We start from the raw sequence: 21,105 nt of genomic DNA on the forward strand, positions 1-21,105 counted from the left end.
CCCAGGGCCGCGGCCCGCTACCGGCCGTCGCGGGCCTGATCAGGCGTCGAGGTCACGGCTGATCAGCAGCGACAGCTCCTCGATCGCCGCTTCGGCGCCGGCGCCCTCGGCGGACAGCACGACGGATTCGCCGCACTGGGCCCCCAGCGCCATGACGGAGAGCAGACTCCGGGCATCGACGGGGGCGTCACCGTCGCGGCCGATGGTCACCTTGACGGGCTGGCGGGCCGCTGCCTGAACGAACAACGAGGCCGGCCGGGCGTGCAGTCCGCTGGCAGAGGCGATGACGACGGTGCGCTGCGACATGGGGCGACTCCTGCATGGGTTGCGAAAGACGGACGGGCCGGACAGATGTTGATTTTGATCCGTTTCATGTCCGACCCTGTGGCTCTGCGGATAGATTAAGGGCCCGTCTCGGCGAAGTAAACAGAGTCGGGCAAAAATGGGGCACAGACGGACTGGTCCGTGCGAGTCGCCCACCGTGCCTGCACCGCCGCACCACCGGCGTCCGTCAGGTGGAACGGCGTATGGATTCCGTTAGGGTGTGCGGTCCCCCCGAAACGCCCCTGTGCCGTGCCGATGGGCGGCGCCAGGGCCTCCTGGCAGGGGGTTGCGGGTGGCGGCCGGACTCGTATGGCCGATTCGGCGGCGGGTCGGCGGCCGCCGAGCCCATCGCCCACGCCTTACGCTCCCCGACGTGGCAAAACTTGTTGATGTGGTCAAGCGGGTCGTCGTCGGACGGGCGCTGCCCAGTGAGGGCCTGCAGGAAACCCTGCTGCCCAAGCGGCTGGCGCTACCGATCTTCGCATCGGACCCGCTGTCGTCGGTGGCGTATGCGACGCAGGAGATCCTTCTGGTTCTCACGCTGGGAGGTCTGGCCTTTTTGCATCTGACGCCGTGGATCGCCCTCGGCGTGGTGCTTCTGATGGCCGTGGTGGTGCTGTCCTATCGGCAGGTCGTGCACGCCTACCCGTCGGGCGGCGGCTCGTACGAGGTGGTCGCCACCAACCTGGGCCCGTCAGCCGGACTGGTGGTGGCCGCCTCACTGCTGGTGGACTACGTAATGACGGTGGCCGTGTCGGTTGCCTCAGGTGTCGACAACATCATCTCCGCGGCCCCCTCCCTCAACAGCTACCGCACGGTCATGGCGGTGGGGTTCGTGGTGGTGCTCGCGGCGGTCAACCTGCGGGGCATGCGCGAGTCGGGCCGGGCGTTCGCCGCCCCCACCTATCTGTTCGTCGCCGGAATCCTGATCATGTGCGGTACCGGGCTCTTCCGGTGGGTGGCCGGTGACGCCCCGGTCGCGGAATCCGCCGCCTACGGTGTCACCGCGGCCCCCGGCGACAGCAACCTCACCGGACTGGCGCTGCTGATGCTGGGCCTGCGCGCCTTCTCCAGTGGCTGCACCGCGCTGACCGGAGTCGAGGCGATCTCCAACGGAGTGCCCGCCTTCCGTAAGCCCAAGTCCCGCAACGCGGCCACCACGATGGGTGCCATGGGACTGATCGCGGTCGTCATGTTCTCCGGCATCACCGCACTCGCCATGATCGCGAAGGTCCATATCACCGAGGACACGTGCCGGCTCACCGGATTCACCGGCGACTGCGCGAACACCCCGCAGCGCACCGTCATCGCCCAGCTGGCCTCCGCGATCTTCGGCGGTGACCACAGCTTCGGCTTCTTCTTCATCCAGGCCGCCACCGCGCTGGTCCTGATCCTGGCGGCGAACACCGCCTTCAACGGCTTCCCGCTCCTGTCGTCGATCCTCGCCCAGCACCGCTATCTGCCCCGCCAACTCCACACCCGCGGGGACCGACTCGCCTTCTCCAACGGCATCGTGGCCCTGGCCGTCGTGGCCGGTGGCCTGCTCTGGGCCTTCCACGCCTCGGTCACCAATCTGATCCACCTCTACATCCTTGGCGTCTTCACCTCCTTCACCCTCTCCCAGAGCGGCATGGTCCGGCACTGGAACCGCGCCCTGCGCACCGAGACGGATCCCGCGCTGCGCCGCCGCCACCGCACCGCGCGCGCCGTCAACGGCCTGGGCGCTCTGGTCACCGGACTGGTGCTGGTCATCGTGCTGCTCACCAAGTTCACCCAGGGCGCCTACCTCGCGGTGATCGCGGCGGTGCTGCTCTGGCTGATGATGCGCTCGATCCGGCGGCACTACGACAACACCGCCGACGAGCTGGCCATCAGCGGACCCGCCGAAGGCACGGTTCTGCAGGGCCGCGTCCACGCGCTGGTCCTGGTCTCCAAACTCCACAAACCCACCGTGCGCGCGCTGGCCTACGCGCGTGCCTGCCGCCCCGACGTCCTGGAAGCCCTCACCGTCGCCGTCGAACGGGACGAAGCGGACTCCCTGAAACAACAATGGGCGGACTCCGACCTCGCGCTTCCGCTCAAGGTCCTGGACTCTCCGTACCGGGAAATCACCCGCCCCGTGCTGGAATACGTACGCGGCATCGCCCGCAGCAACCCCAATGACGTGATCAGCGTGTTCATCCCCGAGTACGTCGTCGGACACTGGTGGGAGAACCTGCTCCACAACCAGACCGCGCTCTGGCTGAAAAGCCGGCTGCTCTTCACACCGGGCGTCATGGTCATCAGTGTTCCCTGGCAGCTCAGCTCCTCCACGAACAAACCCGCGCGCCCCGCCCCCCGCGCCCCCGGATCCGTCCGCCGCGGCGAACCGGCTCAGCGCCCCCTGGACCGGCAACCGACGTCCGCGAAGAAACCGCACCCCGGCCCCTGACCGCGAGCCGCGGATCTCCTGCAGGCGCGCCGGCAGTGCCTGCTGAAGCGCCTCTCGTTGTGCGGGCAGGGACGTACGGAGCGAAACTTGACGCGGAGCCGCCTGCGACGGCAGTGGAGGAGCTGATGGACCCGGTCACCGCGTTGAGGCGGATCGCCTTCCTGCTGGAGCGCTCCCGGGCTGCCACCTACCGGGTGCAGGCTTTCCGCCGGGCCGCCGACGCGGTCGGCGCGATGGCGGAGGGCGAGCTCGCGGAACGGGTGGCAGCCGGGTCGCTGGAGGCGGTCGGCGGCATCGGGCCGAAAACGGCCACGGTGATCCGAGAGGCACAGGCCGGAGAGGTTCCCGGGTACCTGAAACGGCTGGAGGACGAGGCAACCGCGCCCCTCACCGACGGTGGTGAACGTCTTCTTTCCCGGATGCGGGGCGACTGCCATGTGCATTCGGACTGGTCCGACGGTGGAAGTCCGATCGAGGAGATGGGCCGCTCCGCAGCGGAGCTGGGTCACGAATGGGCGGTGCTCACCGATCACTCCCCGCGGCTGACCGTGGCCCGGGGGCTGTCGCCCGAGCGGCTGCGGCGGCAACTGGACACGGTGGCCGAACTCAATACGCGCTGGGCACCGTTTCGCCTGCTCACCGGTATCGAGTGCGACATTCTTCCGGACGGCTCGCTCGATCAGGAACCGGAGCTGCTGGACCAGCTCGACGTCGTGGTGGTGTCCCTGCACTCCAAACTCCGGATGGAGACCGGGCCGATGACTCGGCGTCTGATCGCAGCGGTCAGAAATCCGCGCGCGGATATCCTGGGACACTGCACGGGACGTCTGCTCACCGGACGTGGGCGCCCCGAATCGGATTTCGACGCGGACCGGGTCTTCGCCGCATGCGCCGAGGCAGGCACGGCAGTGGAGATCAACAGCCGTCCCGAGCGGCTCGATCCGCCCAGGCGCCTCATCAGCCGGGCCGTTGAGGCAGGCGTCCTCTTCGCGATCGACACCGACGCTCACGCGCCGGGGCAGCTGACCTGGCAGATCCTCGGATGCGCCCGGGCGGAGGAGTGCGGCGTACCGGAGCAGAGTGTGATCACGTCCTGGACGGCGGAAGAGGTGCTGACCTGGACACGCACCGGCTCGACACCGCTCGCTTCCCCGGGCAGCACAAGCGCACGGGGGTCAGCCGTGTAGGGCGAGGTAGGGCGCGAGCGCGAACAGGGTGACGATCAGCACCTTCTTCAGGCTGCGGGTCGGCAGCGCGTGGGCGATCTGCCAGCCCAGCAGCACACCGGCGAGTTCCGGAATGCCGACCAGGGCGGCCAGGGGCCAGTCGATGGCGCCGTGAAGGAGATAGCCCAGGGTTCCGACGCCGGCGATGACGATCGACTGCGCCTGGGCCGAGGCGAGAGACTCAAGTGCCGGCACGCCGAGGGCGACCAGCAGGGGGACGGCGAGCATGGGTCCGCCGATGCCGACGATGCCCGCTGCCAGTGCCACCGAGAAACCCAACCCGGCCAGCAGCGGCGCCGACGGGTGGGACCGGGTCGCTGCCGGACGACGGCGTTCGCGAAACCACACCAGTGCGGCCACAGCCGCCACGAAGAGCCCGAGCACCGGACCGAAGGCACGCTGGGACACGAACGTGTTGGTCCAGACACCGATCGGAGTGCCGACGACGGCGGTCCCGGCGAGGATCAGCGCCGTGCGCCTGGTTTCGGGTTCGCGCAGCTGGCCGGATCTGGTGTAGGCCGCAGTGCCCAACGCCCCCGTGGCAATGTGGGTGACGATGGCCGTGCCGGCCACCGCGGCCGGAGACAGTCCGGTCAGGGCGAACAAGCCGATGGTGGGGAGCACTCCACCGGGTCCGACGGCGGTGATGCCGATCCCACCGACGAGCCCGAAGACGCCCAGCACGCACAGCACCGGTATCGACAGCCCTGCCATTACCGGCTCGCCTCGGCTTGCATCGGGCGCGGCGCGGGACAGGTGGGATCCGACGGCAGACCGCGGTACATCGTGGCGCGCAGGGCCATCCGGTCCGCCCGGATGCGGATCGACTCCGCGTCCACCGGGCGCCCGTCGGACAGCCGGGTCAATCGCTCCAGCGCGAAGATCGCCGCTCCGACCGGTACCTCCAGCAACGCGGCGGTGTCCGGATCAGCCGTGACCGCATGGACCACGATGTCGGCATGCCCCAGGCGGCAGCCGGTGGTCTCCTCGATGAGGGAGAAGACATCGCGGCCTGCCAGGTCGCCGGCCAGCACGCCGGAGCCGACGTCAGCGGTGAGGTAGGAGGTGTCCAACGACAACGGCAGTCCGTCCAGCCACCGCACCCGTTCCAGACGCACCCCGCCCGCTGCGGCGGGCACCTCCAGCCGCTCGGCGATCGCGGCCGGCAGTTCGGTCACCGCCTCCGCCACCCGGACGTCGTTGGTCACGGTGCCATACCCGGTCAGCACCTCGGCCAGCCCCGCCAGCCGGTCCAGCCCGTGCCCGTACTTCGGCATCACCACTGTGGTGCCCACCCCGCGCCGTCGGGTGATCAACCCTTCCCGGCGCAGCAGGCCCAACGCCTCGCGTACCGCGTTGCGGGAAGCGCCGAACTCCCGGCCCAGGCTCGGCTCGTCGGGCAGCATGCCGTCGTCGAAACGACCCGTGGTGATCTGGTGCCGCAGTACGTCGGCCATCTGCCGGGCCCGCTCGGCGCGAGGGCGCGACGAGACCCGGTCGGCAGGAATCCTCCGGCCGGGCGGGCCCGGCGGTGATGACAACGGACGGGCTCCCGCTCCGCCGTCGTCCCTGGTGCGGTTCATATCCCGGAGGCTAGCCGAAACATGTTACGCCAGAGTTTCGCCACCCTCATTGACCTGGCCATATGCCTGACCAGCCGGTTCGCGTCAGGCGGCGGGCGTTCCGCCGGGCGTCGCCTCCGCGAGGCCCGGAGCTCTGCGTCCGGATCCCGCCAGCAGGCCGGCCCGGAGGCAGCAAGGCTGTCCCTATGGCCACTACGTACGCACCTCTTCCCATCTCTCCTGCCGCGCTGAAAGAACTGCGGCACGTCGATGACCTCGGGCGGACGCCCCAGCCGTACACCGCGAGGGTGGACGGCGTTCCCCTCGATTGCGTGGGCAGCCCGCTGCGCTGCTGCCTGCGGGCCGTCGAGCCCGGCGAGCGCGTCGCGCTCGTGTCCTACGCGCCGCTGCGCCGCTGGGCGACGGCGACCGGGGCCGAGCCCGGCGCCTATGACGAAGCCGGGCCCGTCTTCATCCACGCCGACGCATGCCAGGAGCCGCCGGTCATCGATAGCTACCCGTTCGCACGCCAGGGGGCGCTGCGCACCCTGCGCCGCTACAACGCCGCGGGACACATCGTCGGCGGTCGTCTCTTCGAGATCCCCGGGAACGCAGACGCCGGGTTCGACCAGGTCTTCGCAGAGGCTTTTGCCGATCCGGACGTGGCGGTGCTGCACGTGCGAGCCCTGGAGTACGGCTGTTTCCAGTTCGAGGTGCGGCGACCGTAGACCGTACGACACCCCGCGGCCGCGGCCACTGTGACATGAGACACCCAGTCCGTACGGGCTCATTTCCGACCGCACCGGGAGTGCCGGGGCGGATCGGGGGTAGAGGACCGCACGTCCGCACAGTGCGGACGTGCGATACGGGGACGAAACGAATGATTCCACCGGCACTGGGCTGCGGGACAGAACTGGCACTTCCGGTGCCTGTTCGACGGGCCGGCGCGGCCTTTGACGGTCAGCCGGAGACCATAGCTGCCGCACGGCACTTCGCCGCGGACTTCCTGGCCGAGGCGCATTTCGTCAGCGGCGTGCCGGCGTCGTCCAGGGCGATCGGCGTGGTCCAGCTGGTCGTGAGTGAACTGGTGACCAACGCGTGCAAGTACGCTCCCGGCCCCTGTGTACTGGACCTGGAACTGCACGGCCGTTTTCTGGAGATCACCGTGTGGGACGCCGACCCGGTCCTCCCCCGGGCCCGAGCGGCCGAGCCGGGCAGGATCGGGCAGCACGGGCTGGAGATCGTGCTTTCGTTGTCCGAAGACTACGAGGTGCGGCAGGAGCCGGTCGGCAAGCGCATCAGAGTCCGGATCGCCCTGGAAGCCGGCGACGTCACTCCGACGGCCTGAGTGCGCCGACGGCGATGAAGTCCGCGACGACCGCTTCGAAGCTGGTGTCCTGCTGTGTGCGCTCGGAAAGACGCCACCGGTGTTCGAGCAGTTCGTGGTAGAGCTCGGCGGGGTCCAGGTGGCGGCGGAGATCCAGGGGTACGGCACGGATCGTGGGCCGGAACACCTCGCGTACCCAGCGGTGGGCCAGCACCTCGGTGCGGGCGCCGAGCGGGTCACCTGGCGCGTAGTCGTCCTGGGTGGCCATCCACGTATCGAGGTCGTTGAGGAGTCGTCTGGCCTGGTTCTCCTCGGCGTCGAGGCCGGTCAGCCGCAGAAGTTGGCGCTGATGGTGTCCGGCGTCCACCACCTTCGGAACGAAGGTGACCGTGTCGCCCTCCGCGGAGTCGACGATCTGCATTTCTGCCACATCGAAGCCCATGTCGTTGAGCCGGCGCACGCGCCGTTCTATGTAGTGGTATTTGCCTGCCGGATAGACCGAGGTGCGGGTCAGTTCGTTCCACAGATCGTGGTACCGCCGGCAGATCTCGTCGCCGAAAGCGATCGGGTCCACCGAGGGGTGGAGCGCCCCCGCCGCCTCCAGATCCAGCATTTCGCCGCTGATGTTCACCCTGGCCAGCTCGATGTCGTAATCGCGCTGTCCCGTGCTCAGTCTGCTGTGCGTCTCGCCGGTCTCGGCGTCCACGAGGTAGGCGGCATAGGCACCTGCGTCACGGCGGAAGAGTGTGTTGGACAGCGAACAGTCGCCCCAGGCGAATCCCGCCAGGTGCAGCCGGACCAGCAGCACGGCCAGCGCGTCCATGAGCCGGTGGACCGTGCTCGGCCGCATCGTCGTCTCGAACATCGACCGGTAGGGCAGGGACCCGTGAAGGTGGCGGGTGATCAGCACCGGCTCCAGCGGCTGCCCGTCGCTTCCGGTACGCCCGGTGACCACCGCCAGCGCGTCCACCGCCGGGATCCCGAGGCGGGCCAGCGTACGCAACAGCTCGTATTCACGCAGTGCCGGCCGCTCGGCGAGTTCCTTGACGGCGACCACATCGGCGCCGGCTCGCGCGTAGCGCACGATGTGCCGGGAGATGCCTCGCGGCAGCGTCACCAGATACTTCTCCGGCCACTGCTCGAGCGGCAGCTGCCAGGGCAGTTCGAGAAGGAGCGCGGGGTGCTCCGGGTTGGTGGCACTGATCTGCAAAGCCATCGGTCGCCTCGCTCATCCTGTGGCGGGGCACCAGTCTGCCGTACCGGGTGTCGCGCCCGCCGCGGGGGGACACCAGGAGCGGTCGGCGCTCCCGGTGTCCCTCGGGGTTCAGCCGCCGTTGACGAGGCGGATGTACCGCGTCCAGTCCCAGTAGGGCCCGGGGTCGGTGTGATCGGTCCCCGGCACCTCGACATGGCCGATGATGTGTTCACGGTCCTTGGGAATGCCGTAGGTGTCGCAGATCTCCGCGGTGAGCGCCGCGGAGGACGCGTACATGGCTGCGGTGAAGTAGGCGGGCTGATCGACCCAGCCTTCGTGCTCTATGCCGATGCTGCGGGTGTTGTAGCTCCAGTTCCCGGCATGCCAGGCGACGTCGTGTTCGCGGACGCACTGTCCGATGGAGCCGTCGGAGGATCTGACGACGTAGTGGGCGCTGGCCGCGTGCGCGGGGTCCTGGAAGAGCCGGATGGTGTCGGCGTAGGTCTCCTGTGTGACGTGCACGACGACGAGGTTGATGGGGTAGCTGGTGATCCGGTTGGACGCCGTGTAGTTCTTGGTACTGGCCGGCGACCACACCGCGCCGGGATGGTCGACCGTGCCGGCCACGGCCTTGTCCGCGGCGCCGACAGCGACGGTGGCAGCGGCCGCGAAGGCAAGACCGCTGCGCAGCAGGGCGCGACGCGAAGGGGTGGCTAAGGGGCGGGGGGTGGGGGGTACGGCCCTGTCCATGAGGAAGCTCCCTGGGTAAACGATGCGTGGACGAGTGCATGACAATGCATCCGACGCGACCATCGTGGGCCCCAACGGAACAGCGGACAAGAGCTCGGCGGATTGGCAGTGGTGGAGACCAATGGAGGCGTGCTGCCGGGGTTTCGAAGGTGCTGAGGTGCGGCCCGCGACGGCGGAGTCCGGTCCGGCACGGGTGTGCCGGACCGGACAGCTGGCTCAGCCCCGCGTCAGACGCAGCGTCACCAGCTCGAACGGCCGCAACGACAGCTGCACCCCCTGCTCCTGCAGGGCAGGCGCGGAAGTCCCGTCCAGCGGCCGCTCCAGCAGATCGGTCACCGCCACGCCCGACGCGTCGAAGCCGAGGCCGAGCCGTACCCGCGCGCGACCGCCCGTCGACTCGTACAGCCGCACGACCACATCGCCGCTCGCGTCGTCGGCCAGCTTGACCGCGCTGATGACGACCGCGTCGTTGTCCACGGACACCAGCGGGGCCACCTCCCGGTCGCCCGCGACGCGGCGCTCCGGCAGATTGACGCGGAAGCCTTCGCGGACCGCGTCGCCGATGCCGGCGCCGGGTGCCAGGGCGTGCCGGAAGCGGTGCACCCCCTGGTCGGTTTCCGGGTCGGGGAAGCGCGGGGCCCGCAGCAGCGAGACCCGGACGGTGGTGGTCGTTCCCGCGTCGGTCCCGCGGACCGTGCGGGTCACGTCGTGTCCGTACGTCGAGTCGTTGAGCAGCGCGACACCCCACCCCGGCTCCTCCAGATGCACGAAGCGGTGATTGCACGCCTCGAACTTGGCCGCCTCCCAGCTGGTGTTGGTGTGCGTGGCCCGGTAGAAATGGCCGAACTGCGTCTCCGACGCGTACCGCTCGGCGTGGATGTCGAGCGGGAACGCCGCCTTGAGGAACTTCTCCGTCTCGTGCCAGTCGACCTCCGTGTCGATGTCGAGCCGCTTCGCGCCCGGCGCGAGCGTCAGCACCTGGGTGACCTGCGAGTCGCCGAAACTGCGCACGACGCGGACTGCGGCCGCCCCGTCGTTCTCGAGCGGGGTGAGCTCGTCGATGTCCGTCAGATCGGTCACCGTGTTGCGATAGAACACGTCGACGTCCCAGGCATCCCACATGTTCGGGAAATCCGGGTGGATCTGCAGCAGGTTCGCCGCCAGGCCGGGCGCCACCGACTCGCGCTCGGCACCGGCGTCGTAGACGGACACGACCAGCCCGCGTCCGTCGATCTCCACGCGGAGCAGACTGTTGTCCAGTACGTAGCCCCCGCTTTCGCGGGGCGCGAGACGGCTCGCATCGCCTGCTGCTGCGGCACCCTCGCCGCTGACGATCGAGGCACCGCCGGCCGGAACGCCGCCACGGGCATGCGGAGCCGCGTTGTAAGCGACCGTCGTGCCCGACCCGCAGTCACCGGACAGGGCGCGCTGGGCATCGCCGATCACCTGGTTCAGCTCATCGGCGACGGCTGCGTACGTCTTCTCCGCCTCACGGTGCACCCAGGCGATCGACGAGCCCGGCAGGATGTCGTGGAACTGATGCAGCAGCACGGTCTTCCAGACGCGGTCCAACTGCTCGTACGGATACGGCGCAGCCGCCCGCACCGCGGCGGTCGCGGCCCACAGTTCGGCCTCGCGCAGGAGATGCTCGCTGCGCCGGTTGCCCTGCTTGGTCTTCGCCTGACTGGTGAGCGTGGCGCGGTGCAGCTCCAGATACAGTTCACCCACCCACACCGGGGCGTTGGGATACTCCGCCTCGGCCTTGGTGAAGAAGTCCGCGGGTGTCTCCCAGGTCACCGTCGCCGATCCTTCGAGATCGCGCATCCTGGCGGCCTTCGCGATCATCTCGCGGGTGGTGCCGCCGCCCCCGTCTCCCCAGCCGGTCGGTGCCAGTGAGTGGCGTGCGACCCCCTTGTCCTTGAAGTTCTTCGCCGCGTGGGCGATCTCACTGCCCTTCATCGAGCAGTTGTAGGTGTCGACGGGCGGGAAGTGGGTGAAGATGCGTGTGCCGTCGATGCCCTCCCACTGGAAGGTGTGGTGCGGGAACTTGTTGGTCTGGCTCCACGAGATCTTCTGGGTGAGCAGCCACTTGGAACCGGCGGCCTTGATGATCTGCGGCAGTCCGGCGGCGAAGCCGAAGGTGTCCGGCAGCCATGCCTCGTCGTTCTCGATGCCGAACTCGTCGAGGAAGAAGCGCTTGCCGTGCACGAACTGGCGGGCCATCGCCTCGGAGCCGGGCATGTTCGTGTCGGACTCCACCCACATTCCGCCGGACGGCACGAACCGGCCGGCTGCCACCGCCTTCTTGACCCGGGCGTAGACCTCGGGCCGGTGCTCCTTGATCCAGGCGAACTGCTGCGCCTGCGACATGGCGAAGACGAAGTCCGGCTCGTCCTCCAGAAGCGCCGTCATGTTGGACGTGGTGCGGGCCACCTTGCGGACCGTCTCGCGCAGGGGCCACAGCCACGCCGAGTCGATGTGCGCGTGGCCGACCGCGCTGATCCGGTGCGCCGAGGGCTCGGCGGGGGCGGCCAGGACGGCGGCGAGCTGCTCACGGGCGGCGGCCGCGGTGCCGTTCACGTCCTGGAGATCGACCGTGTCGAGTGCCTTTCCGATCGCCCGCAGGATGTCCCAGCGGCGGGCCGACTCGACGGGAAGCTCCTGCATCAGCTCACCCAGCACCTCGAGGTCCTGGACGAGGTGCCACACGTTCTCGTCGAAGACCGCGAGATCCATCCGGGCCAGTGTGTACTGCGGTTCGCTGCCCGCCGTCTCCCGGTCGCCGAGGGCGGTCGGCAGGAAGGGGTGGTAGTCGAGAATGACGGGGTTGGAGGCTGCCTCGATGTGCAGCAGCACCTCTTCGCCGCCCGCGGCCGGCGCCCCCACACGCACCCACTGGTTACGCGGGTTGAGGCCCTTCACCGGCGTGCCGTCGGGCCGGTAGACGAGGCCTTCACACTGGAAGCCGGGCATGTTGTCGTCGAACCCGAGGTCGAGCAGCGCCTCGACGGTGCGTCCCGCCCACTCGGCGGGCACGGTCCCCGACACCCGGAACCAGCAGGTGCTCCAGGGCGCGCCCCACCGGTCACCGACGGCTGCCGGCACAGTCGGCGCGGCGAGGCCTTCCGCGACGGGGACGGGCTCGCCCGGCGCGTTCCAGACGGCGACGTCCAGGGGCACCGAATGCGGGTACACCGCGGGTCGTATGCGTTCGTCGAGGACACGCTTGAGACGGGCTTCGACCAGGTGGCGGTCGTCATGCATGAGGTGGCTCCGTTACGGATGAGGGCGGGCGGGGGCGGGCCGGCGGTGCTGTGCCGATGCGTGGGGCGAAACGCGGCGGGGCCACGGTCACGTGACCTGGTCCGGTCTGAGTACGTCGGTGATGGAGCGGGCGGCAAGGTGCTTCGCGTCTTCGGCCCGGCTCGCCAGGACGGCGGTGGGGCGGACCCCGTCGGCGGTGAGGCGGGCGAAGGCTTCGTAGAACTGTCCGCCGGGGGCGCACGTCGAGCGGTTCGGCGCGGTGTCGTCGCCACCGGTGTCGACGGTGAGTGCCGTGGTGCGCGGAGCGGGCCGGTGGGGCCTCCCCCGCCGGTCCTCGACAAGCCGGGCGATGGTCCGGCCGGCCGGTTTCACCTGCCGGTCGTTGGTCAGCAGCCCGAGGCCGTATTCGAGTTCGGGGAAGTCGGCCAGTGAACGTGACACGTCGTGGGAGCACCACCAGGTGACGCCCCATACGTCCTCACAGTCCAGGGCGTTGGAGACGGTCGCCTCGGTGAACGCGGCGGCGTGTTCGGCGGGGATCAGCGGCGCCGGGGCGCCGACTTCCTGCAGCCACACCGGCCGGTGCGGTTCGATGGCCCACGCCTTGGACAGCTCGATCAGGTACGCGGCGTGGTGTTCGGTGGCGGTTCCGGTCCGGCCGTGCCGCTGGGCCGTGCCGTTGAAGACCCAGGAGTGCACAGCGGTCGCGGCGCCGATCCTGGCCGCCTGCGCGGGGGTGAAGGCATGGGCGTCCTGGTACCAGGCAGCGTCGTACTCCGCGTGCAGGTGGAACTTCCCGGGGGCGCCCTCCTCGCAGGCGGCGAGCAGAGTCCGCAGCCAACTACCGGCCTCCTCCGGGGTGATGGGGTCCGGGTCGGGATGCGGGGAGCCGGAGAACTGGTTGATCTCGTTGCCGAGCGTCATGCCGATGAAGTTCGGCCGGTCGGCGAGTGCGCTCGCCAGCGTCCGCAGGTAGGCGGCCTGCGCCGCGACCACGTCGGGGTCGGTGAAGATGTTCCGCCGGTGCCAGGTCTGCGTCCACGCGGGCAGGAAGTCGAAACTCGACAAATGACCCTGAAGGCCGTCCACATTGACGTCGAGGCCACGCTCCGCGGCGGCGTCGGCGAGCTGGACGAGCTGGTCGACGGCGCGGGGACGGATCAGAGTGCGGTTGGGCTGGAACAGCGGCCAGAGCGGGAAGACTCTGATGTGGTCCAGGCCCAGCCCGGCGATCGAGTCCAGGTCGGCGCGTACCGCGTCCAGATCGAAGTCGAGCCAGTGGTGGAACCAGCCCTGGCTGGGGGTGTAGTTGGCTCCGAAGCGCGGCGTGAACGGCGCGGTAGCGGGCAGTACGGAGGCGGGCGGTGCGGAGGTGCTCATACGGAAGGGGGATCCTCGTTCTGTCGTGCGGGGGCGGCGGATTCAGCCCTTGACGGCGCCTTCGCCGACGCCGCGGAAGAAGAAGCGCTGCAGGCAGGCGAAGAGCACGATGAGAGGGAGCACCGCGATGATCGTGCCCGCGGCGACGAGCCGTTCGTCGTTCGCGAAGGTGCCGTGCAGGTAGTTCAGCCCGATGGTGAGGGTGAAGTTCTCCGGGTCGCTCAGGACGATCAGCGGCCACAGGAAATCGTCCCAGGCGCCCATGAACGCGAAGATCGCGACGACGGCGAGCGTGCCCCTCACCGAGGGCAGAGCGATGCGCAGGAAGCGCTGCCAGGCGTTGGCTCCGTCCACGAAGGCCGCTTCCTCGACTTCCTGGGGAAGGTGCAGGAAGGCGTTGCGCATCAGCAGGACGTTCATCGCACCGATGGAGCCGGGCAGCAGCACACCGATCAGGGTGTTGTTCAGCCCGAGGTCACGCATCGTGGTGAACTGGGCGATGATGATGCCCTCGACGGGGACGAGCATGGCGAGGATGAACGCGAGCGTCGCCGCCTTGCGGCCCCGGTACCGCATTCGGGCGAGCGCATAGCCGGCCAGCGCCGCGCCGACGCAGTTGGTCACCACGTTCGCGGTGGCCACCTTCAGCGAGTTCAGCGCGTAGTCCCATACCGGGATGGTGTCGGCGACGCGAGTGTAGTTGTCCAGGGTCGGGTGGCTGGGGAAGAACTTCGGCGGGGAACTGAAAATGTCCTCGTGCGGACCCTTCAGCGAGGTGGACAACTGCCACAGGAAGGGGCCGACCGTCAGCGCAAGCACCACGAGCAGCAGCGTGTAGCGGAGGGCGAGCTGCCAGGCCGGGATGCGGCGGCCTTCGGCGTCGGTGATCCTCGGGAAGCTCACGCGTCCTCCTTGCGGTCGGCGCGCAGCACCAGGAGCATCAGGGCGACCGTGACGACGAAGATGACGACGGAGATGGCCGAGGAGTAACCCACCCGGCCGGTCAGTCCGGTGCCGACCCGCTGGACGAGCATCACCAGAGTGGTGTCCTCGCCGGCCGGTCCGCCGCTGGGGCCGGCCATCAGATACACCTCGGAGAAGACCTTGAAGGCGGAGACCGAGGCCAGGGCGCCCACCAGCACCATGGTGGAACGCACCGCGGGGACGGTGACGGTGATGAAGCGCCGTACGGCCCCGGCGCCGTCCACCGCGGCTGCCTCGTGCAGCTCCCGCGGTACGTTGGCCAGCGCGGCCAGGTAAATGATCATGTAGTAGCCGAGGCCCTTCCAGACCGTGACGGCCATGGCGCTGAACAGCAGCAGCCACTGATCGCTGAGAAAGCCGATCCTGCCGACCCCCACGGCCTCCAGCAGCGAGTTGATCAGCCCCCGGTCGTCGAGCATCCACACCCAGATCAGGCCGACGACGACGATCGATGCGACCACCGGGGTGTAGAAGGCGGAGCGGAAGAAGGTGATACCGGGGATCTGGCGCTGTACGAGCATCGCCAGCAGCAACGGCAGCAGGACGAGCGCCGGGACGACGCACAGGACGTACAGCGAACTGTTGCGCAGACCGATCCAGAACATGTCGTCGTGGATCAGCTCCCGGAAGTTCGCCAGGCCGACAAACCGGCCCGGCACGAGAGTCCGGCGGTCCGTGAAGGCGTTGACCAGCGTGCTGAAGAACGGATAGAGGCTGAAGGCGCCGACGACGAGCAGGCCGGGAGCCGCGAACAGCCAGGGGCTGAACGCCAGATGCCGTCTGATGGAGCGGGCGGGCCGGCGGTCACCGGGGGGCGAGTTCCGGGCCGCGCGGTCTGCGGGGCTGGTGTCCCGCAGGGTCGCGCGAGATGCGGTGGGGGTCTTCATCGGTGGCTCAGCTCTGCTGCAGGAGCCGGTCACAGGCCTTGACAGCGTTGTCAAGGGCTTCCTTGGGACTCTGCTTACCCTGCAACGCCTTGGCGATCTCGTTGCGCAGCGCGGTCTTCATCTGCTCACTGAACAGAACGGGGGTGTAATTGACGGCTGTCTTCAGCGACTTGGCCGCGGCGATGCGGACACGGGTCTCGTCGGTTCCGTCCTCCTTGGTGAAGTACGGGTCGTTCAGGGACCCCGCGGTGCTCGGGAAGATGGCGACCTTCTTCGCGAACTCCATCTGCCTGGTGGCGTCGGTCACGTAGTGCGCGAAGGCGACAGCAGCGGGCTTGTGCTTCGTGCGTGAGTTCACCATGACCCCCATGACGTACATGTTGGCCTTACCCGTGTTGCTGACCTGGTCGGTGATTCCGATGTTCTTGTACAGGCTCGGCGCCTGCTTCTTGAAGTTGGCCAGATCCAGGGCACTGCCGGGGTTCATGGCCACGGATTCGGTGAGGAACTTGTGTCCGGAGGACTCCGGGGTGGCGGTCAGCGCCTGCGGGTCGAGCGCCTTGGCGTCGTACAACTCCTTGTAGTGTGTGAGGAGTTCGACCCCCTTCGAGTCGTTGAAGGCGAAGCCGGTGCCTTCCTTGTTCATCAGCTGCCCGCCGTACCGGCCGAAGTCCTCGATGGTGGGGACGTTCGCGAGCGTGGCCACCCTGCCCTTGCTCCTCTTCGCAAGCTGCAGGCCGTCGGCGAAGATCTCGTCGTACGTGGCCGGCGGCTTCTCGGGGTCGAGTCCGGCCTCCTTGAACAGACGCTTGTTGTAGAACATCGGCCCGGTGTTCAGATACCAGGGGAAGGCGTACGTACCCTGCATGCCCGGTACTTGGTGAGCTTTCCAGGCACCGTCCAGGTACTCCTTGCGGTACTGGGGGGCCGCCTTGTCCAGGTCCAGGGCGAGGCCCGCCTTGGCGAGCGGGGCGACCAGGTCGGGCGACACATTGACGACGTCCGGGAGCGTTCCGCCGGCGGCATCAGCGCTGATCTTGTCGGCATACCCCTCGCCCGGCCGGTCGACCCACTTCACGTGGGTGTCGGGGTACTTCTTCTCGAAGTCCGCGATCAGGCCGTTGAAGTAACCCTTGAAGTTGGCCTGCAGGTTCCAGGTCTGGAAGGTGATGTGGCCTTCGACTTTGCCGGAGGCGTCGGACGCGTCGCCGTCTCCGTTTCCTCCGCATGCGCTGAGCGGCAGGACGGTGGCGAGAACGACGGCAGCAGCGGCTGCTCTGCGAGGGATGCGCACGGTGGACGGCTCCTTTGCTCGGACCAGGCATACGGGCGGCGAGCCGAAATCCGGCGTACCGTCGGCTGCTCGCGCCCAGCAGACCTTGCAATGCCGTCCTGAGAAAGTCAATACATTCGCTCGCAACTGCCTTCTGACGCCTCACGAACCTGCAGGTCACAGGCATCTTCTGGCACGATGATCGGTCACCCACTAAAGCGCTTTAGACTGGTTCGACTCAAGCGCTTTAGTTCACCCAAGAACCAGGCCACGATGTCGAGCACTTAAGATGCCCCGGTGACCAGCACAGGGGTGCCGCGAGGCATGGCCGGCCCAACCGGAGAGAGTGGGACACGGATGGCAGGGAAGCAGCCACCGGCAGCCGCCGGTTCGCCGCCCGGAACGAGTTCAGCGGCCCGGCGCACGCCTGCCCGCCGTCCGACCATGAAGGACATCGCCCAGCGCGCGGGGGTCTCGGAGAGCGCGGTCTCCTTCGCGCTCAACGACCGGCCGGGCGTCTCGGAGGTGACACGCGACCGCATTCGGCGGGTGGCCGAGCAGTTGGGCTGGCGGCCGAGCACCGCTGCCCGCGCGCTCTCCGGCGAGGGTTCGGCCACGGTGGGCCTCGTGGTGGCGCGTCCGGCGGCGACGCTGGGAGTCGACTCGTTCTTCCTGCAGCTGATCTCCGGCATTCAGGAGGTCCTCGCCGATCGCCAACTCGGTCTGTTGTTCCAGGTGGTGGAGGACGTGATGGCGGAATGCGCGGTCTACCGACGCTGGTGGGCCGAGCACCGGGTCGACGGCGTCCTGGTGGTGGATCCCAGAACGGACGACCCCCGCCCTGCCCTGCTGGACGAACTCGGACTGCCCGGCGTCGTCATCGGGGCGCTGCCCGGCAGTGACACCGGCGCACATCCGGGACTCTCCCAGGTACGCGTCGATGACGCGGGCGCCATGGCGTCCATCGTCGAGCGGTTGCACGAGTTGGGGCACCGCCGCATCGTGCACATCGCGGGGCTGCCCTCGCTCGCGCACACCGACCGGCGCATCCGGTCCCTGCGGGCAGAGGCCGACCGGCGCGGGCTGGTCGAAGCCAGGTCGGTGACCACGGATTACTCCGACACCGAGGGCGCGGCAGCGACCCGTGGGCTGCTCGAGGGCGACTCCCCACCGACCGCCCTGATCTACGACAACGATGTGATGGCCGCCGCGGGGGCGGCCGGAGCCGCAGCGCTCGGCTTCTCCGTTCCGCGTGATGTCTCCGTCGTCTCATGGGAGGACTCGGCCCTGTGCCGGTTGGCCGTGCCGTGGCTGACCGCACTCTCCCGGGACACGATCGCCTTCGGCCGGACCGCAGCGCAGGAACTTGCCGCATTGCTGGACGGGGGGCCCGCGCGAACGGTGCAGATGCCACTGCCCGGCCTGATCGAGCGGCAGAGCACGGCGGCGGCTCGCGCCCTGCGGGCGTGATGGCCGACCGGCAGAATCCTTTCGGCGAATTTATTGTCAACAATTTCGTCAACGGTTAGATTGGGGAGCCGGCCGCCCTGCCCCGCCAGGGACGCTGTTCCTCGGAAGGATGAGCAACACCATGCACGAACTCGGAGTCGTCCACCGCACTGTCACCCGCCCGGCCCGCTCGGAGATCGCGGCGCTGGAGCCGTTCGGCGTGAGCACCGTCCACGAAGCCATGGGCCGCTGCGGTCTGATGCGCCCTTACCTGCGGCCGGTCTATCCCGGCGCCAGGCTCTGCGGCCCCGCGGTCACCGTTCTGCTGCAGCCGGGCGACAACTGGATGCTGCATGTGGCGGCGGAACAACTGCAGCCGGGTGATGTGCTGGTGGCGGCTTGCACCACCGAGTGCGAGGACGGATTCTTCGGTGAGCTGCTCGCCACGTCGGTGCGCGCGCGAGGAGGCGTGGGGCTGGTCATCGACGGGGGCTGTCGAGACGTCACCGCACTGCAGCAGATGGACTTTCCGGTCTTCAGCCGCGCGATCAACTCCAAGGGAACCGTCAAAGCCACCGTCGGATCGGTCAACGTACCCGTGGTCTGCGCCAACGCACTGGTCCGACCCGGCGATGTGGTCGTTGCCGATGCGGACGGCGTGGTCGTCGTCCCGGCCGAGCGCGTCGGCCCGGTCGCCGATGCATCCGGCCTGCGGGAGGCCAACGAGGAAGCTAAGCGGCAGCGCTTCGCGAAGGGCGAGCTAGGTCTCGACATGTACGCGATGCGCGAGCCGCTGAAGGCCGCGGGCCTGCGGTACGTCGACTGACGCGCCTGGCGCACGGGCGTACGCGATCATGCTGGAATCGACCTCGCTACGCCCCGTGCCTGCATTGGAGACCGCACCATGGCATTCGCCGTCATCGCCCACTACCGCTGCGAACCCGCCGACGTGACCACGGTTCGGGCCGCGCTGCTGAAGCTGCGGGAACGCACGCTGGCCGAACCGGGCAACCTGGCGTACGTGGTGCACGCCGAGGCGGACCGGCCGGGCTGTTTCGTGCTGTACGAGCAGTACACCGACCGTGCCGCCTTCGACGCGCACACGAAGGCGGACCACTTCGTCGAGCTCAATGTGGAATGCGTGCGGCCGCTGCTCACGGACCGCACGGTGACGTTCACCGAGGTGCTCTGAGGAGCCGCCTCACCCCGCGCTCCATTTGTCTACAGACAAGTAGACGCACTACGCTGTGTTGTCATGAGGTGGCAGACAGTCAACCGGGAGTGCGCTGTGGGACAGTCGGAATCTCTCGCCGAGGCGGACATCTCCGGTGCGGGCCGGTACGTGACGAAGAAGCTCCCTGAGGTCACTCCGGCCTTCTGGATCATGAAGGTCGCCGCCACCACGCTCGGTGAGACGGCCGGAGATCTGCTCTCCCAGACGCTGCAACTGGGCTACTTCCTCACCACCATCGCACTGTTCCTGGTGTTCGTGGTGACGCTGGTGGTCCAACTGCGGTCCAGGCGCTACCACCCGTTCTTCTACTGGTCGGTCATCCTGTCCACCAGCATGGCCGGCACCACCATGTCCGACTTCATGAACCGTGACGCCAGTGCCAAGTTCCTGACGGTGGGTGCGACCTCGCTGGGCTGGGGTCCGCAGGGCCTCGATCTGGGGTATCCCACGGGGGCTGCGATCCTGCTCTCGCTGCTGGTCACCCTCTTCATCGCTTGGCGGATCACCGGGCAGACGTTCGCGATCCGAGACATCGTCACCTTCCGCGGCGAGGCTCTCTTCTGGTCCGCGATCCTGGTGTCGAACACGCTGGGCACGTCCATGGGCGACTTCCTCTCCGACAGTTCCGGCCTCGGCTACGCCGGTGGCGCCCTGCTCGTGACGGGGTTGCTGACCGTGCTCGCCACCCTTGTGCGGGTACCGGCGGTCCCCAACGTGGCGCTGTTCTGGATCGCATTCGTCCTCACCCGCCCCCTGGGGGCCACGGCCGGCGACTTTCTCACCAAACCGGCTGCCAAGGGCGGACTCGACCTGGGCACGGCAGGCTCCTCGGCCGTGCTCGTGGTCGTCCTGCTCGGCCTTATGGCCCACGCCCACCTGCACGAGCGGAACGTCACCGCTGCTCGAGACAGGCGCCCCGTCCAGTTGTCGTGACCCCCCGGGTCGCTGGGGTCCACGAGCCGGCGGGACGGCTCAATTTCGTTTCCCGTAGCCGTGCCGGGGGTGAGGCTACGACCGGCGGCGAGGTTTGCCGCGCTTGCCGCCCTGACCGCCGCCCGAGCCGCTGCGGGAGCCGCCGCGCGGATTCTTGCCGGCCGCCCTGCCTGCGGCGGGCTTCTGTCGGGCGCCTCCTGTTTCGGGGCGCTTGCGCGGCGGCTGTTGCGGGGTCTCGCGGCGGCCGCGTGAGCTGTTGACGGTTCGCCCGCGGACGATCCCGATGAAGTCCTCCACCAGTTCGGTGGTTCCGTCCTGCGGCCACGACAGCGCGACGCGGGACTCGGGGGCGTCCAGGATGGGCCGGTAGGTGAGGTCCTTGCGGTGGTGCAGCCGGGCGAGCGACTGGGGGACGACGAACAGTCCCACCCCCGCCGCCACCAGTTCCACGGCGTCCGCCGTCGTGGCCGGGCGCTCGTTCGCGGGCCGGCCTGGCCGGTCCTCCCAGTCGAGGGTGTCATCGAGGGGGTGCAGGACGATGTCGTCGGCCAGCTCCGCCGCGGACACCTCGCCGACCGCTGCCACGACATGATCCTTCGGAACCACGACCACCGTCGTCTCGGTGTACAGGGGGATCGCGCTGAGGTCCGTCCGGTCGATCGGCAACCGTACGAAGCCCGCGTCGGCGCCACCGTCCCGCAGCAGGCCGGCTGCTTCGGCGGCGGGCACCGCGACGAGGGTCAGTGGGACGTCCGGCAGCCGCTCGTTCCAGATCCGCACCCATTTCGTGGGTGTCACCCCGGGGACGTACGCGAGGCGGAACGAGGGGGGTACTTCCGAGCCGGTCACTCCGCCAGGTTACCGGTCGTGGTCAGCGGTCCCGTAC

Annotated in this window: 19 protein-coding genes; 8 read left to right on the plus strand and 11 right to left on the minus strand. The window is 68.8% G+C overall.

All coding sequences use genetic code 11. The features are described from left to right. Positions 1-39: 39 nt before the first annotated feature. Positions 40-306, minus strand: a complete 267-nt coding sequence (locus AB0436_RS11385; protein WP_365852363.1) for an HPr family phosphocarrier protein — start codon at positions 304-306, stop codon at positions 40-42. A 391-nt stretch (positions 307-697) separates the two neighbouring features. On the opposite strand from AB0436_RS11385, the gene AB0436_RS11390 reads away from it, so the two are divergent. Together AB0436_RS11390 and AB0436_RS11395 are read left to right on the plus strand one after the other, a co-directional pair. Beyond that, the gene (locus tag AB0436_RS11390) at positions 698-2,755 is read left to right on the plus strand and encodes an APC family permease (protein WP_366467549.1); all 2,058 of its coding nucleotides are present in this window, start codon (positions 698-700) and stop codon (positions 2,753-2,755) included. A 125-nt stretch (positions 2,756-2,880) separates the two neighbouring features. Then, a complete protein-coding gene (locus AB0436_RS11395; protein ID WP_366467550.1) occupies positions 2,881-3,942 on the plus strand; it encodes a PHP domain-containing protein in 1,062 nt (353 codons plus the stop codon). Here the strand turns inward: AB0436_RS11395 and AB0436_RS11400 are convergent. Both AB0436_RS11400 and AB0436_RS11405 read right to left on the minus strand, forming a co-directional pair. Next, complete coding sequence (locus AB0436_RS11400; protein WP_366467551.1) at positions 3,931-4,695, minus strand: sulfite exporter TauE/SafE family protein; 765 nt, start codon at positions 4,693-4,695, stop codon at positions 3,931-3,933. The two genes, AB0436_RS11395 and AB0436_RS11400, sit on opposite strands and share 12 nt — an antisense overlap. Then, complete coding sequence (locus AB0436_RS11405; RefSeq protein ID WP_366467940.1) at positions 4,695-5,438, minus strand: GntR family transcriptional regulator; 744 nt, start codon at positions 5,436-5,438, stop codon at positions 4,695-4,697. The genes AB0436_RS11400 and AB0436_RS11405 overlap by 1 nt, the downstream gene beginning before the upstream one ends. 311 nt (positions 5,439-5,749) lie before the next feature. Between AB0436_RS11405 and AB0436_RS11410 the strand changes: the two genes are divergently transcribed. Further along, positions 5,750-6,271, plus strand: coding sequence for a DUF1203 domain-containing protein (locus AB0436_RS11410; RefSeq protein WP_366467552.1), 522 nt, complete (start codon positions 5,750-5,752; stop codon positions 6,269-6,271). A 197-nt stretch (positions 6,272-6,468) separates the two neighbouring features. Continuing rightward, on the plus strand, positions 6,469-6,891 hold the full coding sequence (locus tag AB0436_RS11415; RefSeq protein ID WP_366467554.1) for an ATP-binding protein: 423 nt from the start codon (positions 6,469-6,471) through the stop codon (positions 6,889-6,891). Here AB0436_RS11415 and AB0436_RS11420 read toward each other — a convergent pair. The 7 genes from AB0436_RS11420 to AB0436_RS11450 form a co-directional block, all read right to left on the minus strand. Then, a complete protein-coding gene (locus AB0436_RS11420; protein WP_366467555.1) occupies positions 6,875-8,086 on the minus strand; it encodes a DUF4032 domain-containing protein in 1,212 nt (403 codons plus the stop codon). The two genes, AB0436_RS11415 and AB0436_RS11420, sit on opposite strands and share 17 nt — an antisense overlap. Positions 8,087-8,194: 108 nt before the next feature. Next, the gene (locus tag AB0436_RS11425) at positions 8,195-8,815 is read right to left on the minus strand and encodes a peptidoglycan recognition family protein (protein ID WP_366467556.1); all 621 of its coding nucleotides are present in this window, start codon (positions 8,813-8,815) and stop codon (positions 8,195-8,197) included. Between the two features lie 216 nt (positions 8,816-9,031). Continuing rightward, complete coding sequence (locus AB0436_RS11430) at positions 9,032-12,079, minus strand: glycoside hydrolase family 38 C-terminal domain-containing protein (RefSeq protein WP_366467557.1); 3,048 nt, start codon at positions 12,077-12,079, stop codon at positions 9,032-9,034. A gap of 87 nt (positions 12,080-12,166) precedes the next feature. Beyond that, complete coding sequence (locus AB0436_RS11435) at positions 12,167-13,459, minus strand: glycosyl hydrolase (protein WP_366467558.1); 1,293 nt, start codon at positions 13,457-13,459, stop codon at positions 12,167-12,169. Between the two features lie 42 nt (positions 13,460-13,501). Next, positions 13,502-14,362, minus strand: a complete 861-nt coding sequence (locus AB0436_RS11440) for a carbohydrate ABC transporter permease (RefSeq protein WP_366467559.1) — start codon at positions 14,360-14,362, stop codon at positions 13,502-13,504. Continuing rightward, positions 14,359-15,330: a sugar ABC transporter permease gene (locus AB0436_RS11445; RefSeq protein WP_366467561.1), complete on the minus strand. Its 972-nt coding sequence runs from the start codon at positions 15,328-15,330 to the stop codon at positions 14,359-14,361. The genes AB0436_RS11440 and AB0436_RS11445 overlap by 4 nt, the downstream gene beginning before the upstream one ends. A gap of 7 nt (positions 15,331-15,337) precedes the next feature. Further along, complete coding sequence (locus AB0436_RS11450) at positions 15,338-16,624, minus strand: extracellular solute-binding protein (protein ID WP_366467562.1); 1,287 nt, start codon at positions 16,622-16,624, stop codon at positions 15,338-15,340. 423 nt (positions 16,625-17,047) lie between these two features. On the opposite strand from AB0436_RS11450, the gene AB0436_RS11455 reads away from it, so the two are divergent. The 4 genes from AB0436_RS11455 to AB0436_RS11470 all read left to right on the plus strand — a co-directional run bounded on the left by AB0436_RS11455 (position 17,048) and on the right by AB0436_RS11470 (position 20,219). Next, complete coding sequence (locus AB0436_RS11455; RefSeq protein WP_366467563.1) at positions 17,048-18,073, plus strand: LacI family DNA-binding transcriptional regulator; 1,026 nt, start codon at positions 17,048-17,050, stop codon at positions 18,071-18,073. Between the two features lie 121 nt (positions 18,074-18,194). Continuing rightward, a complete protein-coding gene (gene ligK / locus AB0436_RS11460; RefSeq protein WP_366467564.1) occupies positions 18,195-18,878 on the plus strand; it encodes a 4-carboxy-4-hydroxy-2-oxoadipate aldolase/oxaloacetate decarboxylase in 684 nt (227 codons plus the stop codon). Positions 18,879-18,956: 78 nt separating this feature from the next. Then, the gene (locus AB0436_RS11465; RefSeq protein WP_366467565.1) at positions 18,957-19,244 is read left to right on the plus strand and encodes a putative quinol monooxygenase; all 288 of its coding nucleotides are present in this window, start codon (positions 18,957-18,959) and stop codon (positions 19,242-19,244) included. Between the two features lie 63 nt (positions 19,245-19,307). Beyond that, on the plus strand, positions 19,308-20,219 hold the full coding sequence (locus AB0436_RS11470) for a hypothetical protein (RefSeq protein WP_366467567.1): 912 nt from the start codon (positions 19,308-19,310) through the stop codon (positions 20,217-20,219). Between the two features lie 75 nt (positions 20,220-20,294). On the opposite strand, the gene AB0436_RS11475 is transcribed toward AB0436_RS11470, so the two are convergent. Then, positions 20,295-21,068 (minus strand): LysR substrate-binding domain-containing protein, encoded by a 774-nt coding sequence (locus tag AB0436_RS11475; RefSeq protein ID WP_366467569.1) that lies wholly within the window; start codon positions 21,066-21,068, stop codon positions 20,295-20,297. Between the last annotated feature and the right edge of the window lie 37 nt (positions 21,069-21,105).

This window comes from Streptomyces sp. NPDC051322 (assembly GCF_040689485.1).
Classification (GTDB): Bacteria; Actinomycetota; Actinomycetes; order Streptomycetales; family Streptomycetaceae; genus Streptomyces.

Bases quoted from the DNA above. Each gene is read 5' to 3' on its own strand.
- AB0436_RS11385 (WP_365852363.1), bottom strand. From the start codon at position 306: ATGTCGCAGCGCACCGTCGTCATCGCCTCTGCCAGCGGACTGCACGCC.
- AB0436_RS11395 (WP_366467550.1), top strand. From the start codon at position 2,881: ATGGACCCGGTCACCGCGTTGAGGCGGATCGCCTTCCTGCTGGAGCGC.
- AB0436_RS11400 (WP_366467551.1), bottom strand. From the start codon at position 4,695: ATGGCAGGGCTGTCGATACCGGTGCTGTGCGTGCTGGGCGTCTTCGGG.
- AB0436_RS11405 (WP_366467940.1), bottom strand. From the start codon at position 5,438: ATGGCCGACGTACTGCGGCACCAGATCACCACGGGTCGTTTCGACGAC.
- AB0436_RS11410 (WP_366467552.1), top strand. From the start codon at position 5,750: ATGGCCACTACGTACGCACCTCTTCCCATCTCTCCTGCCGCGCTGAAA.
- AB0436_RS11420 (WP_366467555.1), bottom strand. From the start codon at position 8,086: ATGGCTTTGCAGATCAGTGCCACCAACCCGGAGCACCCCGCGCTCCTT.
- AB0436_RS11425 (WP_366467556.1), bottom strand. From the start codon at position 8,815: ATGGACAGGGCCGTACCCCCCACCCCCCGCCCCTTAGCCACCCCTTCG.
- AB0436_RS11430 (WP_366467557.1), bottom strand. From the start codon at position 12,079: ATGCATGACGACCGCCACCTGGTCGAAGCCCGTCTCAAGCGTGTCCTC.
- AB0436_RS11435 (WP_366467558.1), bottom strand. From the start codon at position 13,459: ATGAGCACCTCCGCACCGCCCGCCTCCGTACTGCCCGCTACCGCGCCG.
- AB0436_RS11445 (WP_366467561.1), bottom strand. From the start codon at position 15,330: ATGAAGACCCCCACCGCATCTCGCGCGACCCTGCGGGACACCAGCCCC.
- AB0436_RS11455 (WP_366467563.1), top strand. From the start codon at position 17,048: ATGAAGGACATCGCCCAGCGCGCGGGGGTCTCGGAGAGCGCGGTCTCC.
- ligK (WP_366467564.1), top strand. From the start codon at position 18,195: ATGCACGAACTCGGAGTCGTCCACCGCACTGTCACCCGCCCGGCCCGC.
- AB0436_RS11465 (WP_366467565.1), top strand. From the start codon at position 18,957: ATGGCATTCGCCGTCATCGCCCACTACCGCTGCGAACCCGCCGACGTG.
- AB0436_RS11470 (WP_366467567.1), top strand. From the start codon at position 19,308: ATGAGGTGGCAGACAGTCAACCGGGAGTGCGCTGTGGGACAGTCGGAA.